Origin of the sequence: Dyella agri (assembly GCF_044904705.1) — a bacterium.
In the GTDB taxonomy this organism is placed as follows: Bacteria; Pseudomonadota; Gammaproteobacteria; order Xanthomonadales; family Rhodanobacteraceae; genus Rhodanobacter_A; species Rhodanobacter_A agri.
In genome coordinates this window covers 466,936-493,541 of record NZ_JADIKL010000001.1, presented here as the reverse complement: position 1 = coordinate 493,541, position 26,606 = coordinate 466,936, and the positions used below count along the sequence as shown (strand labels likewise).

General features: G+C 64.2%; 21 protein-coding genes and 1 riboswitch. Of the genes, 9 read left to right on the top strand and 12 right to left on the bottom strand.

Features of this window, described 5'->3' with window-relative positions:
* The first annotated feature begins 117 nt into the window (after positions 1-117).
* The 5 genes from ribD (at position 118) to ldcA (ending at position 6,255) form a co-directional block, all read left to right on the top strand.
* Complete coding sequence (ribD, locus tag ISP14_RS02180) at positions 118-1,215, top strand: bifunctional diaminohydroxyphosphoribosylaminopyrimidine deaminase/5-amino-6-(5-phosphoribosylamino)uracil reductase RibD (protein ID WP_404535866.1); 1,098 nt, start codon at positions 118-120, stop codon at positions 1,213-1,215.
* 128 nt (positions 1,216-1,343) lie between these two features.
* A complete protein-coding gene (locus ISP14_RS02175; RefSeq protein WP_404535864.1) occupies positions 1,344-2,915 on the top strand; it encodes a glycosyltransferase family 39 protein in 1,572 nt (523 codons plus the stop codon).
* Between the two features lie 119 nt (positions 2,916-3,034).
* A riboswitch (FMN riboswitch) is annotated at positions 3,035-3,181 on the top strand.
* Positions 3,182-3,308: 127 nt separating this feature from the next.
* Complete coding sequence (locus ISP14_RS02170) at positions 3,309-3,950, top strand: riboflavin synthase (protein ID WP_404535862.1); 642 nt, start codon at positions 3,309-3,311, stop codon at positions 3,948-3,950.
* Between the two features lie 128 nt (positions 3,951-4,078).
* Positions 4,079-5,170, top strand: a complete 1,092-nt coding sequence (gene ribB, locus ISP14_RS02165) for a 3,4-dihydroxy-2-butanone-4-phosphate synthase (protein WP_404535860.1) — start codon at positions 4,079-4,081, stop codon at positions 5,168-5,170.
* Between the two features lie 161 nt (positions 5,171-5,331).
* Positions 5,332-6,255 carry a muramoyltetrapeptide carboxypeptidase gene (gene ldcA / locus ISP14_RS02160; RefSeq protein WP_404535858.1) on the top strand — a complete coding sequence of 308 codons (924 nt, stop codon included), beginning with the start codon at positions 5,332-5,334 and terminating at the stop codon, positions 6,253-6,255.
* Positions 6,256-6,271: 16 nt separating this feature from the next.
* Here ldcA and coaE read toward each other — a convergent pair whose 3' ends face one another.
* From coaE to pilB, 4 genes are all read right to left on the bottom strand, one after another.
* A complete protein-coding gene (gene coaE / locus ISP14_RS02155) occupies positions 6,272-6,886 on the bottom strand; it encodes a dephospho-CoA kinase (RefSeq protein ID WP_404535856.1) in 615 nt (204 codons plus the stop codon).
* On the bottom strand, positions 6,886-7,743 hold the full coding sequence (locus ISP14_RS02150; protein WP_404535853.1) for a prepilin peptidase: 858 nt from the start codon (positions 7,741-7,743) through the stop codon (positions 6,886-6,888). The genes coaE and ISP14_RS02150 overlap by 1 nt, the downstream gene beginning before the upstream one ends.
* A gap of 55 nt (positions 7,744-7,798) precedes the next feature.
* Positions 7,799-9,073: a type II secretion system F family protein gene (locus ISP14_RS02145; RefSeq protein WP_404535850.1), complete on the bottom strand. Its 1,275-nt coding sequence runs from the start codon at positions 9,071-9,073 to the stop codon at positions 7,799-7,801.
* A 147-nt stretch (positions 9,074-9,220) separates the two neighbouring features.
* The gene (pilB, locus tag ISP14_RS02140) at positions 9,221-10,930 is read right to left on the bottom strand and encodes a type IV-A pilus assembly ATPase PilB (protein WP_404535848.1); all 1,710 of its coding nucleotides are present in this window, start codon (positions 10,928-10,930) and stop codon (positions 9,221-9,223) included.
* Between the two features lie 150 nt (positions 10,931-11,080).
* On the opposite strand from pilB, the gene ISP14_RS02135 reads away from it, so the two are divergent.
* From ISP14_RS02135 to ISP14_RS02120, 4 genes are read left to right on the top strand one after another with little or no spacing between them, the layout of a single operon-like run.
* Positions 11,081-11,935, top strand: coding sequence for a glycosyltransferase family 2 protein (locus ISP14_RS02135; RefSeq protein WP_404535846.1), 855 nt, complete (start codon positions 11,081-11,083; stop codon positions 11,933-11,935).
* Between the two features lie 21 nt (positions 11,936-11,956).
* Positions 11,957-13,180 (top strand): glycosyltransferase, encoded by a 1,224-nt coding sequence (locus tag ISP14_RS02130; RefSeq protein ID WP_404535844.1) that lies wholly within the window; start codon positions 11,957-11,959, stop codon positions 13,178-13,180.
* Between the two features lie 47 nt (positions 13,181-13,227).
* Positions 13,228-15,018: an asparagine synthase (glutamine-hydrolyzing) gene (gene asnB, locus ISP14_RS02125; protein WP_404535842.1), complete on the top strand. Its 1,791-nt coding sequence runs from the start codon at positions 13,228-13,230 to the stop codon at positions 15,016-15,018.
* A gap of 4 nt (positions 15,019-15,022) precedes the next feature.
* A complete protein-coding gene (locus ISP14_RS02120) occupies positions 15,023-16,138 on the top strand; it encodes a glycosyltransferase (RefSeq protein WP_404535840.1) in 1,116 nt (371 codons plus the stop codon).
* A gap of 101 nt (positions 16,139-16,239) precedes the next feature.
* Here ISP14_RS02120 and ISP14_RS02115 read toward each other — a convergent pair whose 3' ends face one another.
* The 8 genes from ISP14_RS02115 to ISP14_RS02080 all read right to left on the bottom strand — a co-directional run bounded on the left by ISP14_RS02115 (position 16,240) and on the right by ISP14_RS02080 (position 26,448).
* Complete coding sequence (locus ISP14_RS02115; RefSeq protein ID WP_404535837.1) at positions 16,240-16,791, bottom strand: serine O-acetyltransferase; 552 nt, start codon at positions 16,789-16,791, stop codon at positions 16,240-16,242.
* Positions 16,784-17,704, bottom strand: a complete 921-nt coding sequence (locus ISP14_RS02110; protein ID WP_404535834.1) for a glycosyltransferase family 2 protein — start codon at positions 17,702-17,704, stop codon at positions 16,784-16,786. The genes ISP14_RS02115 and ISP14_RS02110 overlap by 8 nt, the downstream gene beginning before the upstream one ends.
* The gene (locus ISP14_RS02105) at positions 17,694-19,154 is read right to left on the bottom strand and encodes a lipid II flippase MurJ (protein WP_404535832.1); all 1,461 of its coding nucleotides are present in this window, start codon (positions 19,152-19,154) and stop codon (positions 17,694-17,696) included. Before ISP14_RS02105 ends, ISP14_RS02110 begins: the two co-directional genes overlap by 11 nt.
* 168 nt (positions 19,155-19,322) lie before the next feature.
* Positions 19,323-20,444 (bottom strand): DegT/DnrJ/EryC1/StrS family aminotransferase, encoded by a 1,122-nt coding sequence (locus ISP14_RS02100; RefSeq protein WP_404535830.1) that lies wholly within the window; start codon positions 20,442-20,444, stop codon positions 19,323-19,325.
* 292 nt (positions 20,445-20,736) lie between these two features.
* Positions 20,737-22,770 carry a tetratricopeptide repeat protein gene (locus tag ISP14_RS02095; RefSeq protein ID WP_404535828.1) on the bottom strand — a complete coding sequence of 678 codons (2,034 nt, stop codon included), beginning with the start codon at positions 22,768-22,770 and terminating at the stop codon, positions 20,737-20,739.
* Positions 22,771-22,871: 101 nt separating this feature from the next.
* Positions 22,872-24,812: a hypothetical protein gene (locus ISP14_RS02090; RefSeq protein WP_404535826.1), complete on the bottom strand. Its 1,941-nt coding sequence runs from the start codon at positions 24,810-24,812 to the stop codon at positions 22,872-22,874.
* 102 nt (positions 24,813-24,914) lie between these two features.
* Positions 24,915-25,355: a pilin gene (locus ISP14_RS02085; RefSeq protein WP_404535823.1), complete on the bottom strand. Its 441-nt coding sequence runs from the start codon at positions 25,353-25,355 to the stop codon at positions 24,915-24,917.
* Positions 25,356-25,695: 340 nt separating this feature from the next.
* Positions 25,696-26,448, bottom strand: coding sequence for a hypothetical protein (locus tag ISP14_RS02080; RefSeq protein WP_404535820.1), 753 nt, complete (start codon positions 26,446-26,448; stop codon positions 25,696-25,698).
* Positions 26,449-26,606: the final 158 nt, after the last annotated feature.

The following is a 26,606-nucleotide window of genomic DNA, read 5'->3' as shown; positions in this document are numbered from 1 at the left end:
TTGGAGTGAGGGGCCACTCTTGCCCCGGCATGTGTCCTGAGCGCGCACCGATGCGACACTGTCGCCGGTTCGGCACCTCATCCCAGTCCTCTCCACGGAGGGGAGAGGAAGACCAGCATGAGCTTCACCGTCACCGACCACCAACACATGGCGCACGCCTTGCGCCTCGCCGAGCGCGGCCTGTACACCACCCATCCGAACCCGCGCGTGGGTTGCGTGATCGCGCATGGTGACGAGGTCGTCGGCAGCGGCTGGCACCAGCGCGCGGGCGAGCCGCACGCCGAGGTGTTCGCGCTGCGCGAGGCCGGCGGAAGCGCCCGCGGCGCCACCGCCTATGTGACGCTGGAGCCTTGCGCCCATCACGGCCGCACGCCGCCGTGTGCCGATGCCTTGGTCGCCGCCGGCGTGGCACGGGTGGTGATCGCCGCGGAAGACCCGTTTCCGCAAGTGGCCGGACGCGGCATCGAAAAGCTGCGTGCCGCCGGCATCGCCGTGGATACCGGCCTGCTGCGCGACCAGGCGCGCGAACTGAACATCGGTTTCTTCAGCCGCATCGAGCGCGGCCGCCCATTCGTGCGCGTGAAGCTGGCGATGAGCCTGGACGGTCGCACTGCGCTGGCGAACGGCGAATCGAAGTGGATTACCAGCGAGCCCGCCCGCGCCGACGTGCAGCGCTGGCGCGCTCGCAGCAGCGCCATCCTTACCGGCAGCGGTACCGTGCTGGCCGACAACCCGCGCCTCACCGTGCGGCTACCGCAGGATGAAGCTTTTGCACCGCCGTTGCGGGTGGTGTTGGACCGCTGCCTGCGCACACCTGCGGGCAGCCACGTGCTGGACGGCTCCGCGCCCACCTTGTTGCTGCATGGTGCGGAGGCGATCGCGGACGGCGAATACTTCGACCATGTCGAACATGTGGCAGTGGCTGAGCGCGACGGCGCGCTCGACCTTCCTGCCGTGCTGGCGCTGCTGGCCAAACGCGATGTCAACGAACTGCATGTCGAAGCGGGTGCCCGGTTGGGTGGCGCCCTGCTGGCCGGTGGCTGGGCGGACGAACTGCTGCTGTACGTCGCGCCGGTGCTGCTCGGCGATCAGGCCCGCCCGCTGCTGGCGCTGCCGCCGCTGGCGTCCATGGCCGAGCGCTGGAAGCTCGCCGTGATTGAGCAGCGCCAGGTTGGCGCGGACTGGCGGCTGCGCTTGCGGCCGCAGCCGGCATAAGTGCCGGTTCGCGATCTCCGGCGTTGTTACCAGACTGAATGGCGCCCAACCTCGCGAACGGTGGAGACAACGCTGAAACATCCGTGGCGTTGGATGGCTGACGACTCCCCCGATCCGGTCGCCCACCGATGCTCTTGACCTGTGCCGATACCGTCCCGCGTGCCGCCCCGCCGTCGTTGGCGACCGGGTATCGGCCTGCGCTGGGTGGCGACCACTGGTCGGTGCGCGACTGGGTGTGGTTGGGGCTGTTGTCGCTGTTGGCGCTGGCTGCGCGCTGTATCCGTCTGGGCCATCAATCGTTCTGGCTGGACGAAGTGTTCACCTACCAGCGCATCCATCTGGACACCACGGCGCTGATCGCCGACAGCTTCGCCAACCGGCACATGCCCAATTATTTCCTGCTGCTGCGCTCGCTGGTGCCGGCGCAGCCGGACTTCGCCGCGCTGCGCCTGCCGTCGGCGCTGTTCGGCGTGCTTTCGGTGGGCGTGGTGTACGCGATCGGGCGGCGCGTGGGCGGGCGTTTCGCGGGTTGCGCGGCCGCGTTGCTTATGGCGCTGGCGCCGACCCAGGTGCAATACGGCCAGGAGGCGCGTTCCTATGCGCTGTTGCTGCTGTTGATCGCAGCCGCGCTGTGGGGCCTGGTGGGGCTGGCGCAGCGGCCGGCACGCGCCGCCCTGGGATGGCGCCATCCGGACGGCTTGTGGCCGGACTGGGCGGCTTGGCTCGTCGGGACCATTGGTGCGCTGGATCTGCTGGGCGACGCGCTGCCGTGGCTGCTGGTTTCCAATGTGGCGCTGTTCTGCATCTGGCGTCGCCTGCGCGCAACGCATCCGCCAGCCCTGGTGCGCGAATTCCAGCGTGGCTGGCTGCGCGCACAACTGCTGGTGCTGGTGTGTAGCCTGCCGTTCTACGTGGCGATATGCGTGGCCAGCAACGGACGCATGCTCGATGCCTTCAACTGGGTGCCGGGACTGAGCTGGCACGGGCTGTGGGTGGTGGCCGGCAGTACCTACCTGATGCGTCCTGCCGCCGTGGTGCAGTACAGCCTGATGCCGGCCGGGGTGGCCGTGCTGTCGCCTTGCGTGGCCGTGCTGTGCGGACTGGGGCTGTTCCGCCTGCGCGGGCGCCTGGACGGCCGCGTGCTGGTTCTGGGGTTCGCTGTGCTACCGCTGTTGTTGCTGGCGGTATCGGTGGTCAAGCCGATGCTGGTGCCGCGTTACCTGCTGTGGAGTGCGGTGCCGTTCTTCGTGCTGGCCGGCGCGGGTGCCGCCGCCTTGCCGCGTCGGTGGCGGCCGGCCGTGGCGGTGGTGTTGCCGTTGTTGTGCCTGTACAACCTGTGGCCGGTCTATCGCATCGAGACCAAGCCGCGCTGGGATCACACCGCCGCCATGCTGGCGACAGATACACGCCCCGGCGACACGATTTACACCGCCGATCCGAACGCACCGGCGATGCTGGAAACGCTGCGGCCGCGGGGGCTGCCGCCGCTGGGCAGCAAGGTCGTGCTGACCGACCGGCTCGACCTGGCGGTGGCGCGCTGGAAGCAGGGCAGCCGCGTATGGGCGGTGAACGGCCGCTCGGCCCTGGGGCAGCGCGAAAGCCTTGCGGGCTTCGAGGCGAAGCTGGCAGCGTTTGGCCACCCGCAGCAAACGATGATGCTGGGTCGCGAGATCGCCGTACTGGAATTTGCGCCGCCCTGAGCAGGCTCTGAGCGGCGCATCGTGCACTATCGGGAACGCTGCGTCGTGCCACCAGCCGCTGGCGCGGCGGCCATTGGTGCTAGACTCCTGCCGCCGGCCGTCGAGGCCGGCATCACATTCAACGTCTTCAGGGCGGGGCGGAATTCCCCACCGGCGGTAGGCCCCCAGGGGCGAGCCCGCGAGCGCTCGCGACGATCGTCGCGGGGTCAGCAGATCCGGTCGAATGCCGGGGCCGACGGTTACAGTCCGGATAAAAGAAGACGGTTTGGCGCGCTGCTCCGGCATCGCGCCGGCCTCATGCCTTGAGGCGTTCTCGCTTTTGCTGCGGAGAACGTTTCATGATCGTCATTCCGTCGTTCCGTCGTTCCACCTCCTTTCCGGAGGTGCGCTGACATGTTCACCGGCATCATCCAGTCCGTGGGCCGCATCGTGCGGCTCGAACCACGCGGCGGCGACCTGCGCCTGCACGTCGATACCGCCGATCTCGATCTTGCTGATGTGCAACTAGGCGACTCGATCGCCGTGTCCGGTGTGTGCCTCACGGCCGTAGCCCTGGAGGCGCGCGGATTCGCCGCCGACGTTTCCAACGAGACGCTTTCGCTCACCACGCTGGGCAAACTCAAGGCGGGCGATCCGGTGAACCTGGAGAAGGCCTTGCGCCTCGCCGACCGCTTGGGCGGGCATCTGGTCTCGGGCCATGTCGACGGCTTGGGCAAAGTGGTTTCGATAACGCCGGACGCGCGTTCGCAGCGCTGGACCTTCGAGGTGCCGTCGAACCTTGCGCGCTACATCGCCGCCAAGGGTTCGGTCTGCATCGACGGCACCAGCCTCACCGTCAACGAAGTGGCCGGCAACCGCTTCGGCGTAAACCTGATCCCGCACACCGTCGAGCGCACCACCTTCCACGCGAAGCGTGCGGGTGACGCGGTGAACATCGAGGTGGACGTGATCGCACGCTACGTGGAACGGCTGATCGGCAGCGGCGAGGCGCCGAAGCTGGACGAAGCGTTCCTCAAGCAGCACGGCTTCGCTTGAACACCTGAAGCCCCTCCCGCTGGGAGGGGACGGGCGTAGCGCAGTGTTTCGCTTCGCCCAAGCCCTCATCCGCCCCTTCGGGGCACCTTCTCCTGACGGGAGAAGGGAACCAATACACGGATACTCCCATGGCATTCAACACCATCCCCGAAATCCTCGACGACATCCGCGCCGGTCGCATGGTCGTGATCCTCGACGACGAGGATCGCGAGAACGAAGGCGACATCGTGATGGCCGCGCAGATGGTGCGGCCCGAAGACGTCAATTTCATGGTGCGCGAGGCGCGCGGCCTGCTGTGCCTCACGCTTACCGAGCAGCGCACGCGGCAGCTGGGCCTACGCCCGATGGTCAGCGACAACACCTCTCAGTACCACACCAACTTCACCGTCTCGATCGAGGCGGCCGAGGGCGTCACCACCGGCATCTCGGCACACGACCGCGCGCGCACCATCCAGGTGGCGGTGAAGAGCGATGCCAAACCGCTGGATCTCTCCCAACCGGGCCACATCTTCCCGCTTACCGCGCAGCCTGGGGGCGTGCTGACCCGCGCCGGCCATACCGAGGCTGGTTGTGACCTCGCCGCGTTGGCCGGGCTGGAGCCGGCGGCGGTGCTGATCGAGATCCTGCATGAGGACGGCTCGATGGCGCGCCGCCCGGAGCTGGAAGTGTTCGCGCAGAAGCACGGCCTGAAGATCGGCAGCATCGCGGACCTGATCCGCTACCGGCTGGAAACCGAGAAGACCGTCCAGCGCGTGCATGAGGAGGAAGTCGAGACCGAGTTCGGTGCGTTCCGGCTGGTGGCCTACCGCGATGCGATCCGCCGCGGCCTGCACTACGCCCTGGTGCGCGGCACGGTGGACGACGGCGCGCCGGTGCTCAGTCGCGTGCACGTGCGCAACACCTTGTCCGACGTGCTGCACCTGAAACGCGACGACCTCGGCCTTACTGTCACCAGTGCCCTGCGCCGCATCGCCGACGAAGGTCGCGGCGTGTTGCTGGTGCTCTCCGGCGAGGACACGCCCGAAGCGCTGCTGGCCCGGCTCAAGAGGCAGCCCGCGACGCTGGCGCCCGAAGACGCACAGCAACAAGAATGGCGCCAGCTCGGCCTCGGCGCGCAGATGCTGGCCGACCTCGGCGTGCACAAGCTGCGCGTGCTGGGTACACCGCGCAAGCTGGTGGGGCTGGCCGGTTTCGGCCTGGAAGTGGTGGCGCACGTGTAGGAGCGCGCCTCATGCGCGAAAGCTCTGGCTTCGATCAACCGCCAGAGCTTTCGCGCACAGGGTGCGGTTCTGCTGAATCGCCCGTATGTGCCATGCGCAGGCCATGTCTCGGACGCCCCATACCCGCATAATCCGGGCATCCAAGCAGCCCGACGACTTCCATGCCCGCCACCCGCGTCCGCCTGATCGCCCCTTCCGGTTACCCGCACGACCGCGTCGCCATGGCGCGCGGCGTGGCGCGTCTGCATGAAAGCGGTTGCGAGCTGGATGGCCTCGAGGTGCTGGATCGCACCGAGCTGCGCTATGCCGGCAGCGACAGCGAGCGTGCCGCCGATCTCAATGCGCTCGCCACGCTGGACGCGCTGCCCGATGTCGCGCTGGCGATCCGCGGCGGCTATGGCGCCACGCGCCTGCTCGAACATCTGCATTACGACGCGCTGCGCGAGCGGCTGGCCGGCACGGACACGGTGCTGGTGGGGCACAGCGACTTCACCGCGATCCAGATGGCGCTGCATGCGAAAAGCGGCCTGGTCACGTTCGGCGGCCCCATGCTCGGGCCCGATTTCGGGGCGGAGAACCCGAGCGCGCTGACGGTGCCGCATTTCTGGCGCACGGTGCGCGCGCCGCAGGGCTGCGCTGATTGGAGCAGCAGCGGCGAGCATGCGCTGGATCTCGAAGGTCCGTTGTGGGGCGGCAATCTCGCGATGTTGTGCAGCCTGCTTGGCACGCCGTATTTCCCGCGCATCGACGGCGGCATCCTGTTCGTGGAGGACGTGGGCGAACCGCCGTTCCGCATCGAGCGGCTGCTGTACCAGCTGCACCTGTCCGGTGTGCTGGGGCGGCAGCGTGCCTTGATCCTCGGCGACTTCACCGATTGCCGGCACAGCGTCTACGACAACGGTTACGGACTGGCTGAGGGCTTCGCGCAGATCCGCCGCGTGGCCGGTATCCCGGTGCTGGACGGCCTGCCATTCGGCCACGTGCCGGACAAGTTCACGCTGCCGTTCGGCGTGCCGGCGCGATTGCGTGTAGAGGGGGGCAGCGCGCGGCTGGATTTCTCGGCTTACCCCCACTTGCCGGGATAACCCGGCCAGCCGGCGGCTAACGGCTGGCAGCCAGCGCCAGATAACGCTGGTGCAGCGTCGCCACCGCGGCATCCAGTGCTGCTTCGTCGCCGCTGTTGTCGATCACGTCGTGGGCCAGCGCCAGCCGCTCCTCGCGCCGCGCCTGTTGCGCCAGCATGCGCCGGGCCAGCGCTTCGTCGATGCCGTCGCGGGCGACCAATCGGGCCAGCTGCTGCTCCACCGGGGCGTCGACCAGCAGCACGCGGTCGACCCAGCGATAGTGACCGATGTTCTCGGCAAGCAGCGGGATCGCCAGCAGGCAGTAGGGCGTGGTGTCGGCCAGCGCGCGTTCGTGCAGCCAGTGGCGCACGCGGGGGTGGATGATGCCTTCCAGCGCCTGCCGTGCGGCCGGATCGGCGAACACACGACGGCGCATCGCCGGACGGTCCAGCCGGCCTTCCGCATCCAGCGCCTCGATGCCGAAGGCGGCAACCACCGCGGCCAGGCCCTCGCTGCCCGGGGCGACCACTTCGCGCGCGGCCACGTCGGCGTCGTGCACGGGCACGCCCAGCGCGGCGAAGCGGCGCGTCACCGCGCTCTTGCCGGCGGCGATGCCGCCGGTAAGGGCGACGACGAGACTGCGCATGTTCATCAGGCCAGGCCGAAGGCGTGCCGATAGGCTTGCCACAAGCTGTCGCCGAATGCGAACCACGTCCAGCCGGCCATGGCGATGAACGGGCCGAATGGCATCGGCACGTCGCTATGGTGGCGTTTCATCGCAATCAGGCAACCGCCCACGATGGCTCCGACGAGGGAGGAGAGCAGGATGATCGGCAGCAGCGCCAGCGGCCCCATCCAGGCACCCAGCGCGGCCAGCAGCTTGAAGTCGCCATGGCCCATGCCCTCCTTGCCGGTGAGCAGCTTGAACACCCAGTACACGCTCCACAGGCTGAGGTAGCCGATCGCTGCGCCGAGGATGGCCGTGGGCGCGGCGACAAACAGGGGCTTCAGTGACAGCACCAGGCCCAGCCACAGCAGCGGGAGGGTGAGTTGGTCGGGAAGCAGCTGGGTACGGAAGTCGATGCCGGAAAGCGCGATCAGTACCCAGGTGAGCGCAAGGCCGGCCAGCGCGGGCCAGGTCGGGCCGAGCTTCCAGACCACGATGGCGGAAAGCACGCCGCTCAGCAGCTCGACCAGCGGATATTGGGCCGAGATCTTCACCTTGCAGTAGCGGCAGCGCCCCCGCAGCAACAACCAGCCGAACAGCGGGATGTTGTCCGCCGGCGACAACGGATGCTTGCAGTGGGGGCAGTGGGAAGGCTCGCGCACGATGCCAGGGGGCAGTGTCTCGCCATCGGCTTCCAGTTCCAGCACGTCGCGTGCTTCGCGCCGCCATTCGGCGGCCATGCGTTCCGGCAGGCGCAGGATCACCACGTTGAGGAAGCTGCCCACCAGCAGGCCGAGCACGGCGGCGAGGGCGACCCAGGCGGTCAGCGGCAAATCGGGCATGTGTGTCGGTCGGCAGCTGCGAGGCGCCCAAGCTTACGTGGTGGGCACCGCCGCGTCAGCCGACGGTGCCGGCGAGCTTGAAGATCGGCAGATACAGCGAGATCACCATGCCGCCCACGACCACGCCGAGGATCACCATGATCATCGGTTCGAGCAGGGTGGACAGGGTGTCGACCGCGTTCTCGACCTCCTCCTCATAGAACTCGGCGACCTTGAACAGCATGCTGTCCAGTGACCCGGATTCCTCGCCGATCGCGGTCATCTGCACCACCATGTTAGGGAACAGGTTGGTTTGGCGCATCGCCAGCTGCAGCTGGTGGCCTACTGAAACGTCGTCGCGAATCTGCTTAACGGCGTCGCCATAGACCACGCTGCCAGTGGCGCCGGATACCGAGTCCAACGCCTCCACCAGAGGTACACCGGCATGGAAGGTCACGCCAAGGGTACGGGCGAAGCGGGCGATGGCCGATTCGCGCATGATTTTGCCGAACACGGGCAGCTTCAATGTCACGCGGTCGAGGAAATGAGCGAACTTCACCGAGCGGCGCTTGCCGGCCACTAGGCTCACGATGCTGCCGACGATGATAAGGATCACCAGCCACCACCAAGTCTTCATGAATTCCGAGGCGCTGATCACGAACTGGGTAGGGGCGGGCAGGGCGGCGCCGGCGTCGTGGAAGGTCTGCGCAAATACCGGTACCACGAACAGCAGCATGACCATGCTGACCAGGAAAGCTACCGCCACCACCATGATCGGGTAGAACAGCGCCTTCTTGATCTTCTTTTTCAGTGCCTCGGTGCGTTCCTTATAGGTGGCTACGGTATCCAGTACCGTGTCCAGCACGCCGGAGGATTCGCCCGCGCGCACAAGATTGCGGTACAGCTCGTCAAACTGCACCGGGTAGCGACCCAGTGCCTCGTGCAGCGCCTGGCCACCCTCGAGGCCCTGCTTCACGTCCAGCAACATGTTCTTGAAGCGGATGTTCTTCTGGCCGTCGGCGATGATGTCGAACGACTGCACCATCGGCACGCCCGAGGTCATCATGGTGGCGATCTGACGGCTGAACACCGCCACGTCGCGTGGCTTGACCGTGCTACCGGCGGAGCCGAACAGCGGCTTGGCGCGCTCGCGCACCGTTTGCGGGTTCATGCCCTGGCGGCGCAGTTCGGCTTTCACCAGCGAAGCGTTCTTCGCCGGCATGTCGCCCTTCATGCGCTTGCCGCGCTTGTCCAGCGCCACCCACTCGTACACGGTGAGTTTGCTGACTTCAGTGCGTTCGGCGCCGAGCGAGCGCGCGTCCTTCTTTGCCGTTGCGGAAACCGTGGCCATGCGCTGTCCCCCTATGGTGCGTTCCGGCGGACCCTTCGGGCCGCGGAACCATTCTTGTAGCGTAGCTTAGGCCATTCCGGGGCCGTCAAACCGTGGTGACGGCCGCAGCTTCACTGCCGGGTCCGTCGCGCGGCGGGACCGATCCAATCAGTCCTTGGTCACCCGGTCGATCTCGGTAAGGCTGGTGAGGCCTTGCTTCACCTTGAGCAGGGCCGAAGCGCGCAGGTCGTTGATGCCGGCGGCCTTGGCCACCTCGGCGATCTGTAGCGCGTTACCGCCCTGCAGAATGATCCTCTGGATGTCCTCCAGCATCGGCATCACCTGGTAGATACCGACGCGGCCCTTGTAGCCCTCGTTGCACTCGTCGCAGCCCACCGCCTCGTAGAGTGTGAGTCCTGCATCGATGTCTTGCTGGGTGAAACCGGCGGCTAGCAGGAGCTGGGGTGGAAGGTTCTGCGGCTTCCTGCAGCTGTGCAGGCGGCGGGCCAGGCGCTGGGCGATGATCAGGGTGACCGAGGAGGTGATGTTGTAGGGCGCGATGCCCATGTTCATCAGGCGCGCCACGGTCTGTGCGGCGTCGTTGGTGTGCAGGGTGGACAGCACCATGTGGCCGGTCTGGGCAGCCTTGATCGCGATCTCGGCGGTTTCCAGGTCGCGGATCTCGCCCACCATGATCACGTCCGGATCCTGGCGCAGGAAGGAGCGCAGGGCACTGGCGAAGGTCATGCCGCGCTTCGCGTTCTGCTGTACCTGGTTGATGCCCTCGACGCGGATTTCGACCGGATCCTCCACGGTGGAAATGTTGCGCTCGGCCGTGTTCAGCATGTTGAGGCCGGTGTACAGCGACACCGTTTTGCCCGAACCGGTGGGGCCGGTGACCAGCACCATGCCGTACGGCTTGTGGATGGCATCCACGTAGAGCTTCTGCTGCTCCGGTTCGTAGCCCAGCTTCTCGATACCGATCTTTGCGGCTGAGCCGTCGAGGATACGCAGCACGATCTTTTCGCCGAACAACGTAGGCAGGGTGCTGACGCGGAAATCGATCGCGCGGCTCTTGCTGAGGTTCAACTTGATGCGCCCGTCCTGAGGCACGCGCTTCTCGGCGATGTCCAGCTGTGCCATCACCTTCAGGCGTGAAGCAATGCGGTTGGCCAGCTTCAGCGGCGGGCTGGCCACCGCGCGTAGCATGCCGTCCATGCGCAGGCGCACGCGAAAATGGCTCTCGAACGGTTCGAAGTGGATGTCCGAGGCGCCGCGCTTGATCGCGTCGACCAGGACCTTGTTGACGAACTTCACCACCGGGGCATCGTCGTTGGCGGTAGCGTCGATGCCGCCCGGCGCCTCGTCGATGTCGCCGCCCTCGGTGTCCAGGCCTTCCAGGTCGTCGCCGCCCATGTCGGGCATCACGTCGTGCATGCTGCTGAGCGCGGTGTCGATCACGCGATTCAGCTGACTGCGTTCGACCAGGATCGGTTCCACCATGCAGTTGGAGTGGAACTTGATCTCCTCCAGCGCATCCAGCTGCATGGGATCGGCGATGCCCACGAACAGACGCTTGCCACGCCGGAACAACGGCAGGGCGCGATGCTTGGTCAGCAAGGCCTCGCTGATCAGGTTGACCGGAAGCTGCGCGGGGCTCAGCGCAGTCACGTCCAGCACCGGCATGCCAAACTCCAGCGAGGACAGGCGCAGCAGGCGCAGTCCGTCCACCAGGTTCTGGTCCAGCAGCCACGAGGTCAGGGTGACGCGTTGCTGGCTGCTCTCCTGTACGGCGCGGCGCGCATCGGCCTCTGGCAACAGCCCTTCGGATACCAGCCGGCGTGCAAGTCCGGTCAGCCCAACGAGCGGTGTTTGCATTGCAGATGACATGAAATGGCGGTCCCCGAGCCTTTCTGGCGCCGAATCTACCCCAGTCTGCCCCGCAGGTCACCCATGCGGCGGGATCGGAACCGCAGTCCTGACGCCTGCTTCACGTTATGATTCGCTGCGATCCAGGGGAGCCGACCGTTGAGCCGCCTTAGCATCATCCTGCCAGCCAAGAACGAAGCCCCCGCCCTCGCCGACTTGCTGCCGCGCCTGCGCGCCGCCCACCCCGAGGCGGAGATCATCGTGGTGGACGACGGTTCGACCGACGACACACGCCAGGTTTGCGCCAAAACGGGTGTGACCTGCCTCAGTTCGCCTTACTCGATGGGCAATGGCGCGGCGATCAAACGCGGTGCCCGCGCCGCGACCGGCGACCTGCTGGTATTCATGGACGGCGATGGCCAGCACGATCCGGCCGATGTGGCGCGCCTGTTGGCCAAGCTGGACGAGGGCTACGACATGGTGGTCGGCGCCCGTGACTGGGAGAGCCAGGCCGGCGTGGGTCGTGGCCTGGCCAATACGCTGTACAACTGGTTGGCTACCCACATGACGGGCCATGCGGTGGCCGATCTCACCTCCGGGTTCCGTGCCGCGCGCGCGGACAAGTTCCGTGAGTTCCTCTATCTGCTGCCCAATGGGTTCAGCTACCCCACTACTAGCACCATGGCTTTCTTCCGCAGCGCCTTTCCGGTGGCGTACCTGCCGATCAAGGCCGCCGGTCGGGTGGGTAAAAGCCATATCAAGCCGGTGCGCGACGGTTTCCGGTTCCTGCTGATCATCTTCAAGATCGCGACCCTGTATGCGCCACTGAAACTGTTCGCACCCACCGCCGTCGCGTTCTTCGCGCTTGGCTGGGCGTATTGGGCCTATACCTTTTTCGAATTCCATCGCCTCAGCCTGGTCAGCGTGGCGCTGTGGAGCGCTTCCGTGATCATTTTCCTGATCGGCCTGATTTCGGAGCAGATCACGTCGTTGACCTATCGGCGCGATGCCTAGGCCGATCTGCGTGATGCGGTCATGAAAAAAATGCGCGTGCTCGCATTGACGACGTCGTATCCGCTGTATCCGGGCAGTTCTGCTGGCGTATTCGTCCAAAATCTGTACCGGCGCCTGTCGGTTGAATGCGCGATCGATGTGATCTGCCCCGGCGATTCGAAGCGCATGGAGGCGACATTCGACGACGACGCGGCGGCAGGCATTCGCGTGCATGCGGTGCGTTACGCGCCCAGGGCGTGGCGCGCCCTGGCCCAGGGGGCTGGCGGAGTCGTTACGGGCCTGCGGCGCGCGCCATGGCAGATAGCGCTGCTGCCCGGGTTGCTGCTCGGCTTGTTCTGGCGTTGCCTGTCGCGCGCGGGCGACGCGGACGTGATCCATGCCAACTGGGCCATCTGCGGAGCCATGGCGGGCATTGCCGGACGTTTGCGGAGGAGGCCGGTGATCACGACCTTGCGGGGCAGCGACGTGGCGCGCGCGACACGCTCGTGGCTGGATCGGGCGACTCTCGGCCTGGCGGTGCGCAACAGCCGTGTCGTGATCTGCGTTTCGGAGGCGATGGCCGAGCGGCTGCGCGCGCTATTCCCGCATCGCGCGGCCGACATCCATGCCTGCCTCAATGGCGCCGATGAGGCATTCTTCCAGATCGACAGGAAGGCATCCGACGGTACGGGCTTGCGAGTGCTGGCGGTGGGCAATCTGATCCATCTGAAAGGCTTCGATGTGCTGATCGAAGCTGTCGCCCGTGCACGCCATCGCGAACACATGCATGTATCTATCGTTGGCAGTGGGCCCGAACGGGAACCGCTGCTTGCCTTGGCGGCTTCCCGAGGCGTGTCTTCCTGTTTCACGTTTGTCGGGGCCGTGCCGGCAACCGACATGCCGAAATACGTTTCCGAAGCGGATGTGTTCGTCCTTTCCAGCCGATCGGAGGGGCGGCCCAATGTCGTCGTGGAAGCGCTGGCCGGCGGCTTGCCGGTGATTTCCACCGATCTGGAGGGCGTGCAGGGCATGGTCGGAAACGGCGATACCGGCTGGCTGGTCGCAGTCGACGATCCGGATGCACTGGCTGTTGCGCTGGATCAGGCAGCGGCCGATCGCGTAGAGCTTCGCCGCCGGGGCGACCGGGCGCGGGCATTTGCGCGTACCCGGATCGGAATGTGGACGGATACGGCGCGCTGCTACGAAGCGCTGTTCCAGACGGTATTGACGCCAGGCGGGAGGCCGCGTTCCTCATGTGCGGAATAGCCTTTCTTCGCGCTCCGGCGCTTTCGCCTGGAGAACGCCGCGAACGCATGGATGCGGCCTTGCAGCGGCTCAAGCTTCGCGGTCCCGACGAATCCGGTTGCTTTGCCGGCAGCGATTTCGTTGCGGGACACACGCGGCTCGCGATCATCGATCTCAAGGGCGGTCACCAGCCGATACGCGACCCCAGCGGGCGCTGGGTCCTGGTATTCAACGGCGAGATCTACAACTACCGGGAATTGCGCGCGCGGCTGGCGGGGCGATGGGATTTCCGGGATGACAGCGACACCGAAGTGCTGCTGGCCGGGCTGGTCACGGAAGGGGCCGGGTTTGTCGAACGTCTGGATGGCATGTGGGCGTTCGTGCTGCACGATGTCGCTTCCGGCGCTTTGCTGCTTTCAAGGGATCGCTTCGGCAAGAAGCCGCTGTATTACCGCCGCGAGCATGGACTGTTCGCCTGCGCCTCCGAATTGCCAGCACTGGCAGCGCTGGTCCCGGATGCGGCTCCCACGGAAGATGCCGCGGGCATCGCCGACTATTTCCGGTACGGCTACGCGCTGCCCGGTACGACTTGCCTGGCAGGTGTCAGGGAAGTGATGCCGGCACACACGCTGCGGCTGGGCGCAGACGGCTCCATGGCCCAGGAACGCTATTGGGCGCCATCGGTCGAGCCTTGGACCGGCAGCTTCGGCGAGGCTGCCGAGCAGGTTCGCGAGCTGCTGACGCAAGCCGTGCGCAGGCGTCAGCTGGCGTCCGACGTCGAAGTCGGAGCCTTTCTTTCCGGCGGCGTCGATTCGACGACCGTATGCGCGCTTGCGCAGGCATCGGGATTCGGCAGGTTGCGCACGTTTACGGCAGGGTTTGCCGAGCCGACCTTCGATGAGCGTGCGCCGGCGGCGCGGGCGGCAGCCGAGTTGGGCACGTTGCACACGGCCGAAGAGATCAGCCCGGATATCGCGGCGACGCTCGCAACAGAGCTTCCGCGCCGCATGGGGCAGCCGTTCGGCGACTCCTCTCTGGTTCCCAGCGCGCTGGTCGCCTCGGTGGCGGCCCAGCAGGTCAAGGTGGTGCTGACGGGCGATGGCAGCGACGAAATCTTCGGAGGCTACGCCAGGTACGCGGGACGCCTGCTACGCCAACGGTATCGTCGGCTGCCGGCGCCGCTGCGTTCGATCATCGAGCGCAGTGTACTGGCGACGCCCGAACCCTACGCGCACCACAGCGGCAGCCTCCTGAAGCGTGCGCACCTTTTCGTGCGGCTGGCGCGGGAAGACCGGGATGCCTACATCGGGCCGCCAGCCATCCGCAAAGAAACGCTCGCGCAACTGGTGCCCGGGCTTGGCGCGGGTAATTCGATGCCCGATCTGCCGTGGCCCGAGGACCCGGACGAGTTGAGGCACATGCTGATGATGGATTGCCTGGTCTATCTGCCCCAGGACATCCTGCAGAAAGTCGACCGCGCGACGATGATGTTCTCGCTCGAGGCCCGTAGTCCCTTTCTGGACAAGGCGCTGTTCGAGTTTGTGATTCGCCTGCCTCGGCAATGGCACTTTTCGGGACTGCGCGGAAAGCGCCTGCTGCGAGCGGCCATGGAAGGTCGTGTGCCGGATTTCATCTGGGACCGCCGCAAGCAGGGGTTCGCTTCGCCGGTCGGCCACTGGCTGCGCAACTGGTTGGGGGATGAGCTGCTGGCTCTGGTGGATGCAAACGACACCGGTGTCGTGGATGCTGCAGGGCTGCGTGCGTTGTTGAGTGAGCACCGCGCAGGGCGCGCCGATCATTCCCAGCCGCTTTGGTTGTCCTATTCCTATCTGCGCTGGCGCGCAGATGCCGCCGGATGACTGCGTGACTGCTCGCGCCGACCGCATATTGCTCGTCCTGCCGAGCCTCGAGCGGGGTGGCGGTGAGCGTGTGCTGTTGCAACTGGCCGGATTGTTTCAGGCTGCAGGGCGGGAAGTGCATGTGGTTGCACTGCTGGGAGGCGGCCCGCTAAGTGCGGCAGTTCCGGGCACCGTGGTGCTGCATGAGTTGATCGCTGCCGGCGAGGCGGCCAAAGGCCTTGCGCTGGCATGGAAAGCGCTCCCCAGGTTGGTATCGCTCATCCGCACGGTCAAGCCGCAGGCTGTGTTGAGCACGATGACGGGCACGAATCTGTTAGCGGTATTGGCATGCATGCGAGCGCGCATCTGTACACGTCTCGTCTTGCGCGAAGCGTCCAGCCTCGCCAACACGAAGAGTGTCCTGAAACGACAGGCGATGCGCTGGCTCTATGGACGCGCCGACGAACTGGTCGCGGTGTCGGCGGGCGTCGCGCAGGATTTGCGTGGCCTGGGTCTGGCGGGTGATCGCATCCATGTCGTACACAATCCGGTAGACCAGGAGCGGTTGCGCCATCTCGCCCACACCGGTCCCGAGTTGGAGGAAATGGCAGGCACTCCTTATGTAATCGCGCTCGGGCGATTGACCGAAGCCAAGGATTACCCCCTCCTGTTGCGCGCGTACGCGGCCAGCAAATTGCTTCACAGCCATCGCCTTGCCATCGTGGGGGAGGGCGAGCAACGCAACAGGCTGGAAAGTCTGGTTCGCGAACTCGGTCTTGCCGATCGCGTGTCACTTCCGGGGGCGTTGGACAATCCGTTTCGGGCGCTGGCAGATGCCGCCATGCTGGTGCTTTCGTCGCGTTGGGAAGGTTATCCGAACGTGCTGCTTGAAGCCCTGGCGTTGGGTGTGCCGGTGGTAGCGACAGACTGCGAGCATGGCCCACGCGAAATTCTCGACGGTGGCCGTTACGGCCGTCTGGTGCCTGTTGGCGATGCCGTGGCGTTGTCTCACGTGATGGACGCGACGGTGGAGCGGCCATCATCCGGGTTCGAAGCAGTCGTTGCCGCCCACCATCCTGGAGCTGTGGCGCCGAACTACTTGGCTTTGCTGGATGGCGTGAGCGTCAGCGGTCGCGACTAGCGCCGATCCCCGGCGCGGAGCTGCTCGGTTTGACAGTTGCGCGACGAGATACGCGGGTGATCTGCGAAGTGAGTCATGGGCGGCACTTCACGCGCGCACAGTCATGCGCGCGCTGTCGTGCTGGTCGACGTGTGCGTTATGACTCTCGCGGGAACGCCCACCGCAACGGTATTGCTCGGCACATCCCTGAGGACAACGGCGTTTGCGCCGATCCGTACGTTGTCTCCTATCGATATTCCGCCAAGCAGCTTTGCGCCTGTGCCGATGACGCAGTTATCGCCTACTTTGGGCTGTGCATTGCCTGACGGATCCTCGGTGTCCTTGTTTCCGAAAGTGACGGAGTTGAATACTTTGCAGTGCTCGCCGATAACCACTTCCGAGCCAATCACGATGTCTTGGCCGTGCATGACGTGGAAATACCGTCCGATTTTTGCCTTGCAGGAAATGTCACTCGCGTATACGACGCGGATGAGGTACTCGGTGATGGCGCCAATGACGTTGCCTGGTGCGCCGAGCCTGGATCGGCTCCAGCAGCCGAATCGGATCAGGACTGTCATGTGGAATGTGTGGGTGCACAGCGCAGCCCTGAAGGCGCGGAATCCGCTGGCGCGGTTTGTTATGGCCGACAGGTCGGAACGGATATAGTCAAACATTGCGCACCCGCAACGCGTGCATGAAACGAAGTCCGCGAAGGAAGCGTGGCAGGCCTGCAAAGCTGAACGTCTGGACGGATGTCATGAGGAACATCAGCCATGTCGGCCTGGCTTGGCGGAGGTCAGCCACAAGGTATGTCAACGCGGCTGCATTTGTGCGTGCACGGAGCTTGGGGTATTTGCGGGAAAACAGCAGAAAGCATTCGCGCAGAATATCCCTCGTGTTCCGGCCCTGCGAGGAAATTCCGATGCCTGTCCGATATACGCCGTAATATCCGCCGGTGGCGAATCGCGCGTATCCGTCTCGTATTTGTTCGACATTGGCGTAGTAGTCGACGACTGGAAATGACGGAATCGCATAGTCGCGAACCGACTTCCTGTACATCTTCGAGCTGTTCAGGCCCACGGAAATAAACTGCAGAATATCTCCGCGGTCGAGCCGCAGACGTGAAAGTTTGTCGTCAGGGAGGTGCGGCGGGCCGTTATGGAGCTTTTCGTCATTCGTCGAAATCTGCATGCGGTGCCAGACAATGTTGCATCCCGGATCGGCATCCAGGATTTGCGCCTGGCACTGCAGCTTGCCGGGCAGGCAATAGTCGTCGCCATCCACGTGCGCGATGTACTCGCCTGCCGCGCGGTCGTGAGTTTCTTTGTAATTTTCGCCTGCACCCAGGTTCTTTTCATGGAACAACGGCTTCACGATCCCTGCGTATCGTTCGGCAAATTCCGACACGATGGCGCGAGTGCCGTCGGTTGAGCAATCGTCGCCCACGATCACTTCGAAGTCGAAATCGGTGTCCTGGTCGACAATGCTTTGCAGGCACTGGCGTATATATTTTTCCTGGTTGTAGGTAACGACACAGACGGAAACCTTCGGCGTGCCGGACGGCTGGTTCTGGTGTTTAGGCGACATCACGTTTTGCCCGGCGCAGTGTGTCGAGTCGATGGAAGAAGGCCAGGCGGTCGGCAGGCCAGTAGGTCAGTGCCATGAATACGACGCCGGCTATAGCGAGTTCTATGGCTAGCCATGTGCGGTTCGGGCTCCATGCAACCAACCATGCGGCGACTGCAGCAACCAGCAGTGCAGGCGCGGAAGGGCGCGCAACGTCCCGCCATGTCCAGTCCCAATGCAAGCCGGGTGCGAAGCGGCGGTGCACCAGGGGCGTCCACAGCAGAAAGTAGATGATGTTGGAAGCCAGCCAGGCCCAGCCGGTGCCGATCATCCCGTAGTGGATGGCGGACCAGACAATGGACGGGATCAGCAGCACGGCGAAAAAGATATTGCCGACGAGATGAAGGCGCAGGTTGCTCTTGGCGTACTGCAGGTAGTAAGGGAATGCGCCTACGGTGAGGATGCCGTAGCCAAGGGCGTACAGGCGGAGCACGGATGCCACCTTGTCCACCAGCACGGTGTCGCCCGTCCATGCCCACAACACCTGGCGCGGAAAGAATGTCAGCACCAATGTGGCCGGAATCGCGGTGACGACGATCAGCTGCGTCGCCTGGCGGTAGATGGCGATCAGTTGCGTGTGATCGCCCCGGGCTTCCAGGTTCGTCATGCGCGGCATGATGGCGTTGCTGACGGGGCCGGAAACAATCATCAGTCCGCTGGCCACGAGGATGGCGGCGGTGAAGTAGCCATAGTCCGCCAACGGCAGCAGCTTGGAGAGCACGAGTTGATCGGACTGGGTGACGAACACCCACACAGTGGAGGTGAAGGCGATGGTGAGCGCGAAGCCGAGTACCGGCTTTAGCGGAGTCCAATCCCATGTCAGCTTTTGACTGTGTGTCACCTGGGGCAGCAAGCGGCCAGTCATCCACATCAACCCGACGGTTTCGAACACCGCCGTGCCCAACTGGAAGCCGAAGAACACCGTGGGCGCTGCACTCACATAGACCAGCACCGGCACTACAGCCACAAAGCGCAATGTCGCCACCAGCGATGTGAAGACGCTGAGCCACACCTGGCGTTCCGCCCCGGTCACCGCGCCGCGATACAGGCCCCCCATCCATCGCAGCGCGACGATGATGGCGATCATCTGCAGGCACAGGGCGACTTCACTGAGCGGCAGGGACCGGACTTTCAGCCAATGCCCACCTACCCAATGCGCGGAGAGGAACAACAGCCCGCCGCCAAACAGTGCCACGGCGAAGAAAATACCTTCCAGCGTGCGCACCAGCCGCCGATAGTCCAGTGCACTCAGGCCGCCGCCGTGAAAGCGTGCGGTCTGGTGCGCCATGGTCGGCGTGAGCCCCATATCCAGCACGTTGAACCAGCGCTGCAACATCGCGTAGAAGCCGACCAGGCCGTATGCCTCGGCGCCCATGTACTTGAGATACAGCGGTACGAGCACCACGCCCACGACGGCAATGTAGCCTTGGCTGAGGTAGTTCGCGGCGAGGTTATGCTTGAGTGACAAGGCGCGGTACCGCGGTTTGGCCAGCGTGCGCCGAGTTGCCCGCCAGGGTTACGCCCGGAGGGGCGTCCCCGGTGGCGACTGCGCCGGCGCTCATCCATCCCGAATGGATTGTCATGTGGCACCAGACGTATCGATCAAGAGCGCGACGATTCTTTGAACATCCGCGTCGGTCAAAGTCGGATATATCGGTAGACAAAGCACCTTGTCAGCTGCCGCCGCCGCAACCGGGAGATTGCTGCGTCCCGCCGAGGGCAGGCCACGATACATGGGGAAATCCGCGATCAACGGATAGAAGTAGCGGCGGGTAAAAATGCCGTGGGCTTTCAGTTTCTGGTAAAGCGCGTCGCGGCTCAGCGGGTAGTCCGGCTCGACCAGGATGGGGAAGTAGGCGTAATTGGCGACATGCTGACCGGCTTGCGGCAGGCAGTGGATACCTTTTACGCCATGGAGCGCCTCGCGGTAGTGGGCGTCGATGGCTGCGCGGCGATGCAGGATTTCCGGCATGTGCTTGAGCTGCAGCAGGCCGAAAGCCGCGTTCACTTCGCTCATCTTGGCGTTGATGCCTGGTGCGACCACGGTGGTTTCGTCCACGAAACCGAAGTTCTTGAGGTGGTCGATGTGCTGCTTGGTCTTGGCATCGTGGCAAACGATGGCGCCGCCCTCGAAGGTGTTGAATACCTTGGTGGCGTGGAAGCTGAGCACGGAAAGATCGCCGTGGCGAAGCACGCTGCCGCCATCGTCCTGCACGCCGAAGGCATGTGCGGCGTCATAGATCACGCGCAGGTTGTAATTGTCGGCGATCTTCTGGATCGCCTTCACATTGCAGGGATTGCCATAGCAATGCACCGGCATGATGGCCGTGGTGTTCGGCGTGATGGCGGCCTCGATCTTCTCCGGATCCAGATTGAGCGTGCTGGGTTCTACATCGACGAAGACAGGTTTGTTGCCGCGCCACAGCAACGAGTGAGCGGTGGCAACAAACGAATACGGCGTAGTAATTACCTCGCCGGAGACGCGCAGGGCCTGCAGGGCGGTGATAAGTGCCAATGTGCCGTTGGCGAACAGCGCTACGTGCTTGACGCCGAGATACTCGGACAGCGCCTCTTCCAGCTGTTGATGGAATGGTCCGCCGTTGGTGAGCGTGTGGCTTTGCCAGATACGCTCAAGATACGGGACGAATTCCTCCAGCGGGGGCAAGAAGGGCTGGGTGACGTAGATGGGATTGTCGGGCAAAAAGGTGCCTCCGCTGGATGCTTCAGATCGTTCTTGGCTGGCTTTGGCTATGGTAGTGATGTTTCCCGAGGCGGCAAACGCCCCCAGGTGGGAGAGGCGGATGCTTTTACAGCAACCAAGGCGCTGCGTTTCGGTTCGATACCACGCTGCCGGCAACACCTTGGCGCGGCCATTGCAGCCTCCCCCTGCCTGATGAACCCATAATTTGCTGCTCAGGGAAGTGCCTCATCTTTATGTCTGCCCTGCGCTCGATGGATTTTACAGCTTCACTTGGCTGGGTCGGTGGAGCGGGTCAGTACGCATGGCCAGTGGTACCACTGTGGCCTGGCGCTTCGGACATGCCCGGTAATGAGCGTAGTTCAGAAAGGTTCCGGTCCAATCGGCCACCGACATTCAAGCGATAGAGTGGCGGAAGCTCTTCGCGTGCCTTGTCGATGCTGCCGGCTGCCACCAACATGCGCACCAGGGTAATGCGATAGGCGGGCTCATTCGGGGCGTCTTTCACGGCGCCTTGGATCATGTGGAGGCCCAGGGCGTGGTTGCCCAGCACGTTCCATGCATAGTCGCTGTAGGTGGATTGCAACCGGGCACTGGGCCCGGGGTGGTCCAGCGCGGCCTCGAACGCCTGCACCATGCGATCGGTGGGCAGCGGGCAGGCGCCATCCCGGGCGCATTGCGCCAGTGCAGCCAATGAGCTTTCGTCCTGCACGCCGGGCTTCCGTGCCTTGAGCTTGGCGATCATGCTGTCCCACCACTGCGGCTTGAGCGGCCGGTCCATGCGCGAGTTCATGAAGATCAGCGCCTGCTGCGGCAGGATCGAGGATTCGGGGAAGCTCGCGGCCTTCTCCAGAGGCGCATAGGCCAGCTGCGTGTACGGCGAGGCTGGGTCGTAGTGCGAGTAGATGATGTAGGTGCGGCCAAGTTCGTATTGGGCGCGTGGCGAATCCGGCGCTCGCGCAGCCAGTTGCTGGGCCAGCCGCAGCGGGTCGCCCCAGGCATAGGCGGTAGCAGCGGTCAGTCCGATCCACCACAGCAGCAGGCAGGCAAGCAGCGTGCGCCGGGGCTGCAGCCAGTGGTATCGATGCGCAGAGGGTTGCACGGCCCAGGGTGGGATGGCTGCCAGCCAGGGAATCACGACCAGCAGCACGCCGAAACTGGCGAAGTAGTTGCGGTGCTCGTAGACCAGCTCCAGCGCGATGATGGTGCCAGTCATCAAATGGCAGCCAAGGTACAGGGCAATCCCCAGCGCCACCAGCGGCTGTCGGCGGCGCAGCCAGAACACCAGCGCGATCAGCGCGGCGATGCCGAGCAGGCCAGCCAGCGTTGTCCATGGCGACAGTATGCCGGTCGAGATGCGGAACTGGTCGTGGTAGAAGGACAGTGCGTGCGGCGTAGGCAGCAGCGTCCACACGATGTAATCGCAGATGATGCGCGCCTCGCTGAGCAGGCGCGTGCCCAGGGTGAAATCGCGCGTGGCCCAGCTGGCGGAACTCAGCACGTTGGGCAGCAGCCAGATCAATCCTATCAGCAGCGGCAATGCCAGTACCACCACGAACAAACCGGCAATCCGCCAGTCCTGCTTCGTGCCTAGGCGGGTTCCATGCGTGATGGATGCCTCGGTCGATGCGTCATCGTGCGCAGGGTGCTCTTCTGCGAGGAGTGATGCACGGCTGAAGCGGAACAGTATCCATTCGATCAGGAATGCATACAGCGGCAGCATCGCCGCCGTTTCCTTGGTCAGCAGGCCGACGATGGTGACCAAGATGAGGTTGGCGATACAGAGCACGAAGCCGCACCACCCACCTCCTTCGCGGGAACGCAGCATGTGCCGCCGTCCCGCCACATATCCGACGAGTCCCAGCAGCACGAACAGGTTGGCCATGCTCTCCTCGCGCTGCACCACGTACAGCACGGCGGTCAGGTTGATCGGCAGCAACATCCATCCTGCCGCGATCAGTGTGGCGACGATATCCGCCTGCCATCTCTCTCCATCTTTCGCCTGCGTCGAAGAGGATGAGGGCGTTGCCGCCAACAGCAACATCCTTGCGAGCAGGAATACCAGCACGCCGTTCAACAGGTGCACGACAAGGTTGAACAGTTTCCAGCCCCAGGGATTCAGTCCGCCTGCCAGGTAGTTCGCAGCAAAGCTCAGGGAGGCGAGCGGCCGCTTGAATTCGCTGGCTGGCGAGGACAGCGCGGCGCGCACCAGCGCCGGCACGCTGACTTCGTGCGGTTGCACGCCGGGGTTGTTGACGATGTTGGGGTAGTCGTCGAACAGCCAGTCGCCGAAGAGACCAGGCCAGTAGACGATCGTGGTTACGAGCAAGGCTATGACCAGCAGCCATGGGCCTGCCCGACGACAGAGGCGGAGTGACATCATTCGGCGCAGCCCATCGATCCTCGCAATCGGTGCAGGGTAGCAAGTGTCTAACGCGCTGCCGATGGGATGTGCGACTTCATCTCCTCGATCTGGCGGTCATAGAGGCCGGCCTTGTTGAGCTGTTCGGCCAGCGCAAGATGTCGGGTGGCCTCGTTCGGCTGCCCCACTGCCAGCGCTATCTTGGCCAGATTGAGCTGGAAATACGGGTTCCGTGGATCTTCCGCCGCCGCGGCCGCCGTAAGGCTGATGGCTGCCTGCTGGTCATGCGCCACATTGAACAGGTACGCGCCGTAGTTGTTGAGAATCATCGCGCGAACGGAATAGATGAAATGGGGGTTTGCCAACGCGGCCTGCACCAGCCTCGACATGTCAGATGGGGACAACGAGAGTTCTTGCTGGCTGGCATTGATCAGCATGTCCAGGAACGGGTTGGCCTGCACATAGTTCGGCGTCTGTCTCAGGCGATCCGCCAGGTCGGCGATGACGGATTCGGGAACCTCACCACGGCTGGCCAGGAGCAAGACGAGGCTGGCGGCAGGGTAGACCTGGTGCTTGTCGAGCGCCGCGGAGCGGGCGAAATATGGCAGGGCCAGTTGCTCGGCCTCTGCCCGGGTGCCCTTCATGGCACCATCGATGACGATTGCACGCCCTGCCTCGTACTGTGCGCGCGAAGAAGCTGGATGATGCCGCACTTCGACCAGCGCCTGGCTCAAGGCACTCCCGCCCCAGCTGGCCGCGCGGACTGCCGTCAAGCCGGCCATGCCTAGCAGCAGTGCCGCGCAACCCATGCCCAGTGTGCGCGCCGGCCACTGCCTCGGGACCCACGATGCTAGCAGGCATACGACGCCCAACAGCAAGCCAGCCATCGGCAGGTAGTTGCGATGCTCGAAGACAAGTTCGAGTGGCAGGATCGTCGATTCCATCGACTGGCCGATCAGGAACCAGGCCACGGCGAAGGCCAGGCCGGGGCTGCTCCTGCGCCATTTCCAGGCCACTGCGATCAAGGCGATCAGGAACACGATCGACAACAAGGTCGTCCACGGCGAGAACAAGCCAGTGGATGTCGCTATATCGTCGTGGAACAAACCCATCCATGCCGGAATGGGCACGAAAATCCAGAGCAGATAATCGCAAAGGATGCGGGCTTCGCTCAGGAGCCGCTGATACAGCGTGAAATCTCGAACGGCGTAGCTGTTTGGCAGCCAGTGTGGATGCTGTGCCAAGTAGGCCAGGAACAGTGCGATCGGCAACGCTACGCTCAGGCAGAAGAATGCTTTCAACCCCGTACTTTGATCGTGCCGCGGCGTGGCAAACCGGTAACACGTGGCTTCAATCACCAGGGCGTATGCAACGACCAGGACACCGTTTTCCTTGCTGAAGACGGCCAACAGGCCGAAACCGATCAGTCCGCCGAGAGCAAAACCCAGACCACGCCCATCGCGGAGCATGCGTTCGCGACCCGATGTGTAGGAGAACAGGCCGGCAAGGGTGAACAGTGCCGACAGCTCATTCATGCGCTGCACGACGTAGAGCACGCCACTCACGTTCAGTGGATGCAGCAGCCACAGGCCGGCGGCCAGCAGCGCGATGTTCCTGGCGGTGATGCCCGGGTGGCGCGAGCTGCTGCCCAGCAGGTGCACCGCCAGGCGACGGCCGATCGCGTAGACCAGCGCGACGTTCAACAGATGGATCAGCAGATTGACCAGCTTGAAAGCCAGTGGACTCATGCCGAACCAGGCCACATTCAGTCCAAACGACAGCATGCTGAGCGGGCGACGCAGCGCGGTGGTGTCCGATGACAAGGCGATTGCCAGCCAGTCTGACGAGGTGTGCCCGATCGCCAGCAGCGCCGAATTGTTGACGATGTTCGGGTAATCGTCGAACTGGAAGCCGCCAGTGAGGCCGGCGAGATAGGCCAGTACGCACAACAGCGCGAGTGCCGGCAGCATCCAGGCCGTCCGAGCGGGCAAGGTGGGCGAATCGTTCATGGCAAGGCTCGAGGCTGGTGGCTTGATGGTTACCAGCCTGCGCTGGCGACGGAAAAAAAGACGCCGCCCGGAGGCGGCGTCTCAGTCAAGCGATGTTACCGCTTAGCGGCAGGTGGCCGGCAGGTACTGCGCAGGGATGCTGGTGGGTGCGGTGTTGCATGTCCACAACAGCGGCAGGCCAGCCCCCTGGGCGGCCGGTGTCAGCCCGAATACCTTGCCTTGAACAGCGGTGGTGAGGCCCGGGTCGGCCGAGGCCGTGACGGAGATCACGCCGGTGCCTGCGCCGACGCTCAAGCTGGTTACGTACTTGCTCTGTTGGTTGAGGCAACCCGAACTGTTCATGCTGGGGGGGAAAGTGCCCTGGGACTGGTAATACTCGGCAACCGAGGTCTTGCACGCATCGGCGGCCACGACCAGTTCCGACACCTTGGAGCGGACGGTGTAGTTCTGGTAGGCCGGCAGCGCGATGGCCGCCAGGATGGCGATGATCGCGACCACGATCATCAGTTCGATCAGGGTGAAACCTTTCTGCAGGTTCTTCATGGTGGTTCCTCTGTTTGGCTAGCTAGCGTTGTGGCCCCCCGGGTTCCGGCCCCGATACCCCCTAGGCGGGATCGAACCCTCACGACTCATGGTCAGGAACAACCAGGAAGCTGGCGGTATCGAAGCACTGAGCGTGCCATGACTATCGCCGTCCCTATTGCCTCACGCCGGGGTACTTGTGTGCTGTGCATGCGGTCACGAAAGTCTATTTGGATGGCGTAGGTTGGCGTGGCCTGCGCAAATATGAGCGCAGGCGCTCATGGAATGCAGTGACGAGTTGCGTCAATAAGTGACTTGTCAGGGCAGTTTTGGCGTTTGATGACCAGTGGCCCAAGTTGCACTACCAAGCATTGAGGGCCAGAACCAGCACGGGTTTTTTCGTCCGCGGAGAAAGGATGACAGTGAAGTCCTGGCCGCCACGCTGCCTTTTCTGCAACGGCAACGCCAGCAAGGGGCCTTCGCCGATGGTGGCTTGAAGTTGTTGTAGTTGCCTGCGTTGTGCAGGCGTGGCCTTGGTAAGGTGGTCTGATGTCTTGGCGTGGGGAATGAACTTGCCGATCATCTGATCGTAAGGCACGTAGTATTTGGGGAGTCTGTCGATGTCCTTGCCGCCGGAGATCGCTTGCAGGGTCAGCGCCAGGGCGGCATCGCCCATTGGGGGCACGGCGCCCACCAGTGTGGGGCCGACCCATGAGCGGGTGCGAAAGGCAGGCTGATTGGCTTGGGCCAGGTCTGCGTCACTGATTTCGTCAGCGGCCACCAACACGAAGCGGTCCGTTTCCGCAACGATGAAGGCCGGGCGCGCGGCAGCCATGACGTGGATACCGTAGCCAAAGGCCACGGCTTGCATCGTGGCAATGATGGCAAGATCCAGCCGAAGCAGTTTCCTTGATTTGCGTGGGTCGGCCACGAGCAGAGTCAGCAGCGGGCCAATGCAGACATCCACGCCCATCAGCAATAGCATCAACGTGCTGGCGCCTGCGACCCTGAACCAGGGCGGTTGAAACCATAGGAAATACAAGGTGGCGCCAGCACCTACGGCAAGGGTGAGGCTGATAACGAGATGGATGGTTGCGGCTTTCCAGCGTGACATGGCGTGATCTGATTGGCGGGGCGGTGCGAAAGAAGGGCGGACGAAGCATAAACAGTATTTCTGTCATCGTGCATCGGGTCCGCGTGCGAAATGCGGATCGTCTTGCTTGCCTCGCCAACCCAGCCTGCTTACCCTCTTTGCCGCCCTTGAATCACCAT

What these genes read in the sequence shown, in the direction of transcription:
- ISP14_RS02115 (WP_404535837.1), bottom strand. Translation starts at nt 16,791, where the DNA reads ATGTTTGACTATATCCGTTCCGACCTGTCGGCCATAACAAACCGCGCC.
- pilB (WP_404535848.1), bottom strand. Translation starts at nt 10,930, where the DNA reads ATGCAAACACCGCTCGTTGGGCTGACCGGACTTGCACGCCGGCTGGTA.
- ribB (WP_404535860.1), top strand. Translation starts at nt 4,079, where the DNA reads ATGGCATTCAACACCATCCCCGAAATCCTCGACGACATCCGCGCCGGT.
- ISP14_RS02085 (WP_404535823.1), bottom strand. Translation starts at nt 25,355, where the DNA reads ATGAAGAACCTGCAGAAAGGTTTCACCCTGATCGAACTGATGATCGTG.
- ISP14_RS02170 (WP_404535862.1), top strand. Translation starts at nt 3,309, where the DNA reads ATGTTCACCGGCATCATCCAGTCCGTGGGCCGCATCGTGCGGCTCGAA.
- ISP14_RS02110 (WP_404535834.1), bottom strand. Translation starts at nt 17,704, where the DNA reads ATGTCGCCTAAACACCAGAACCAGCCGTCCGGCACGCCGAAGGTTTCC.
- ISP14_RS02090 (WP_404535826.1), bottom strand. Translation starts at nt 24,812, where the DNA reads ATGAACGATTCGCCCACCTTGCCCGCTCGGACGGCCTGGATGCTGCCG.
- ISP14_RS02145 (WP_404535850.1), bottom strand. Translation starts at nt 9,073, where the DNA reads ATGGCCACGGTTTCCGCAACGGCAAAGAAGGACGCGCGCTCGCTCGGC.
- ISP14_RS02080 (WP_404535820.1), bottom strand. Translation starts at nt 26,448, where the DNA reads ATGTCACGCTGGAAAGCCGCAACCATCCATCTCGTTATCAGCCTCACC.
- asnB (WP_404535842.1), top strand. Translation starts at nt 13,228, where the DNA reads ATGGATGCGGCCTTGCAGCGGCTCAAGCTTCGCGGTCCCGACGAATCC.
- coaE (WP_404535856.1), bottom strand. Translation starts at nt 6,886, where the DNA reads ATGAACATGCGCAGTCTCGTCGTCGCCCTTACCGGCGGCATCGCCGCC.
- ISP14_RS02130 (WP_404535844.1), top strand. Translation starts at nt 11,957, where the DNA reads ATGAAAAAAATGCGCGTGCTCGCATTGACGACGTCGTATCCGCTGTAT.
- ISP14_RS02150 (WP_404535853.1), bottom strand. Translation starts at nt 7,743, where the DNA reads ATGCCCGATTTGCCGCTGACCGCCTGGGTCGCCCTCGCCGCCGTGCTC.
- ISP14_RS02175 (WP_404535864.1), top strand. Translation starts at nt 1,344, where the DNA reads ATGCTCTTGACCTGTGCCGATACCGTCCCGCGTGCCGCCCCGCCGTCG.
- ribD (WP_404535866.1), top strand. Translation starts at nt 118, where the DNA reads ATGAGCTTCACCGTCACCGACCACCAACACATGGCGCACGCCTTGCGC.
- ldcA (WP_404535858.1), top strand. Translation starts at nt 5,332, where the DNA reads ATGCCCGCCACCCGCGTCCGCCTGATCGCCCCTTCCGGTTACCCGCAC.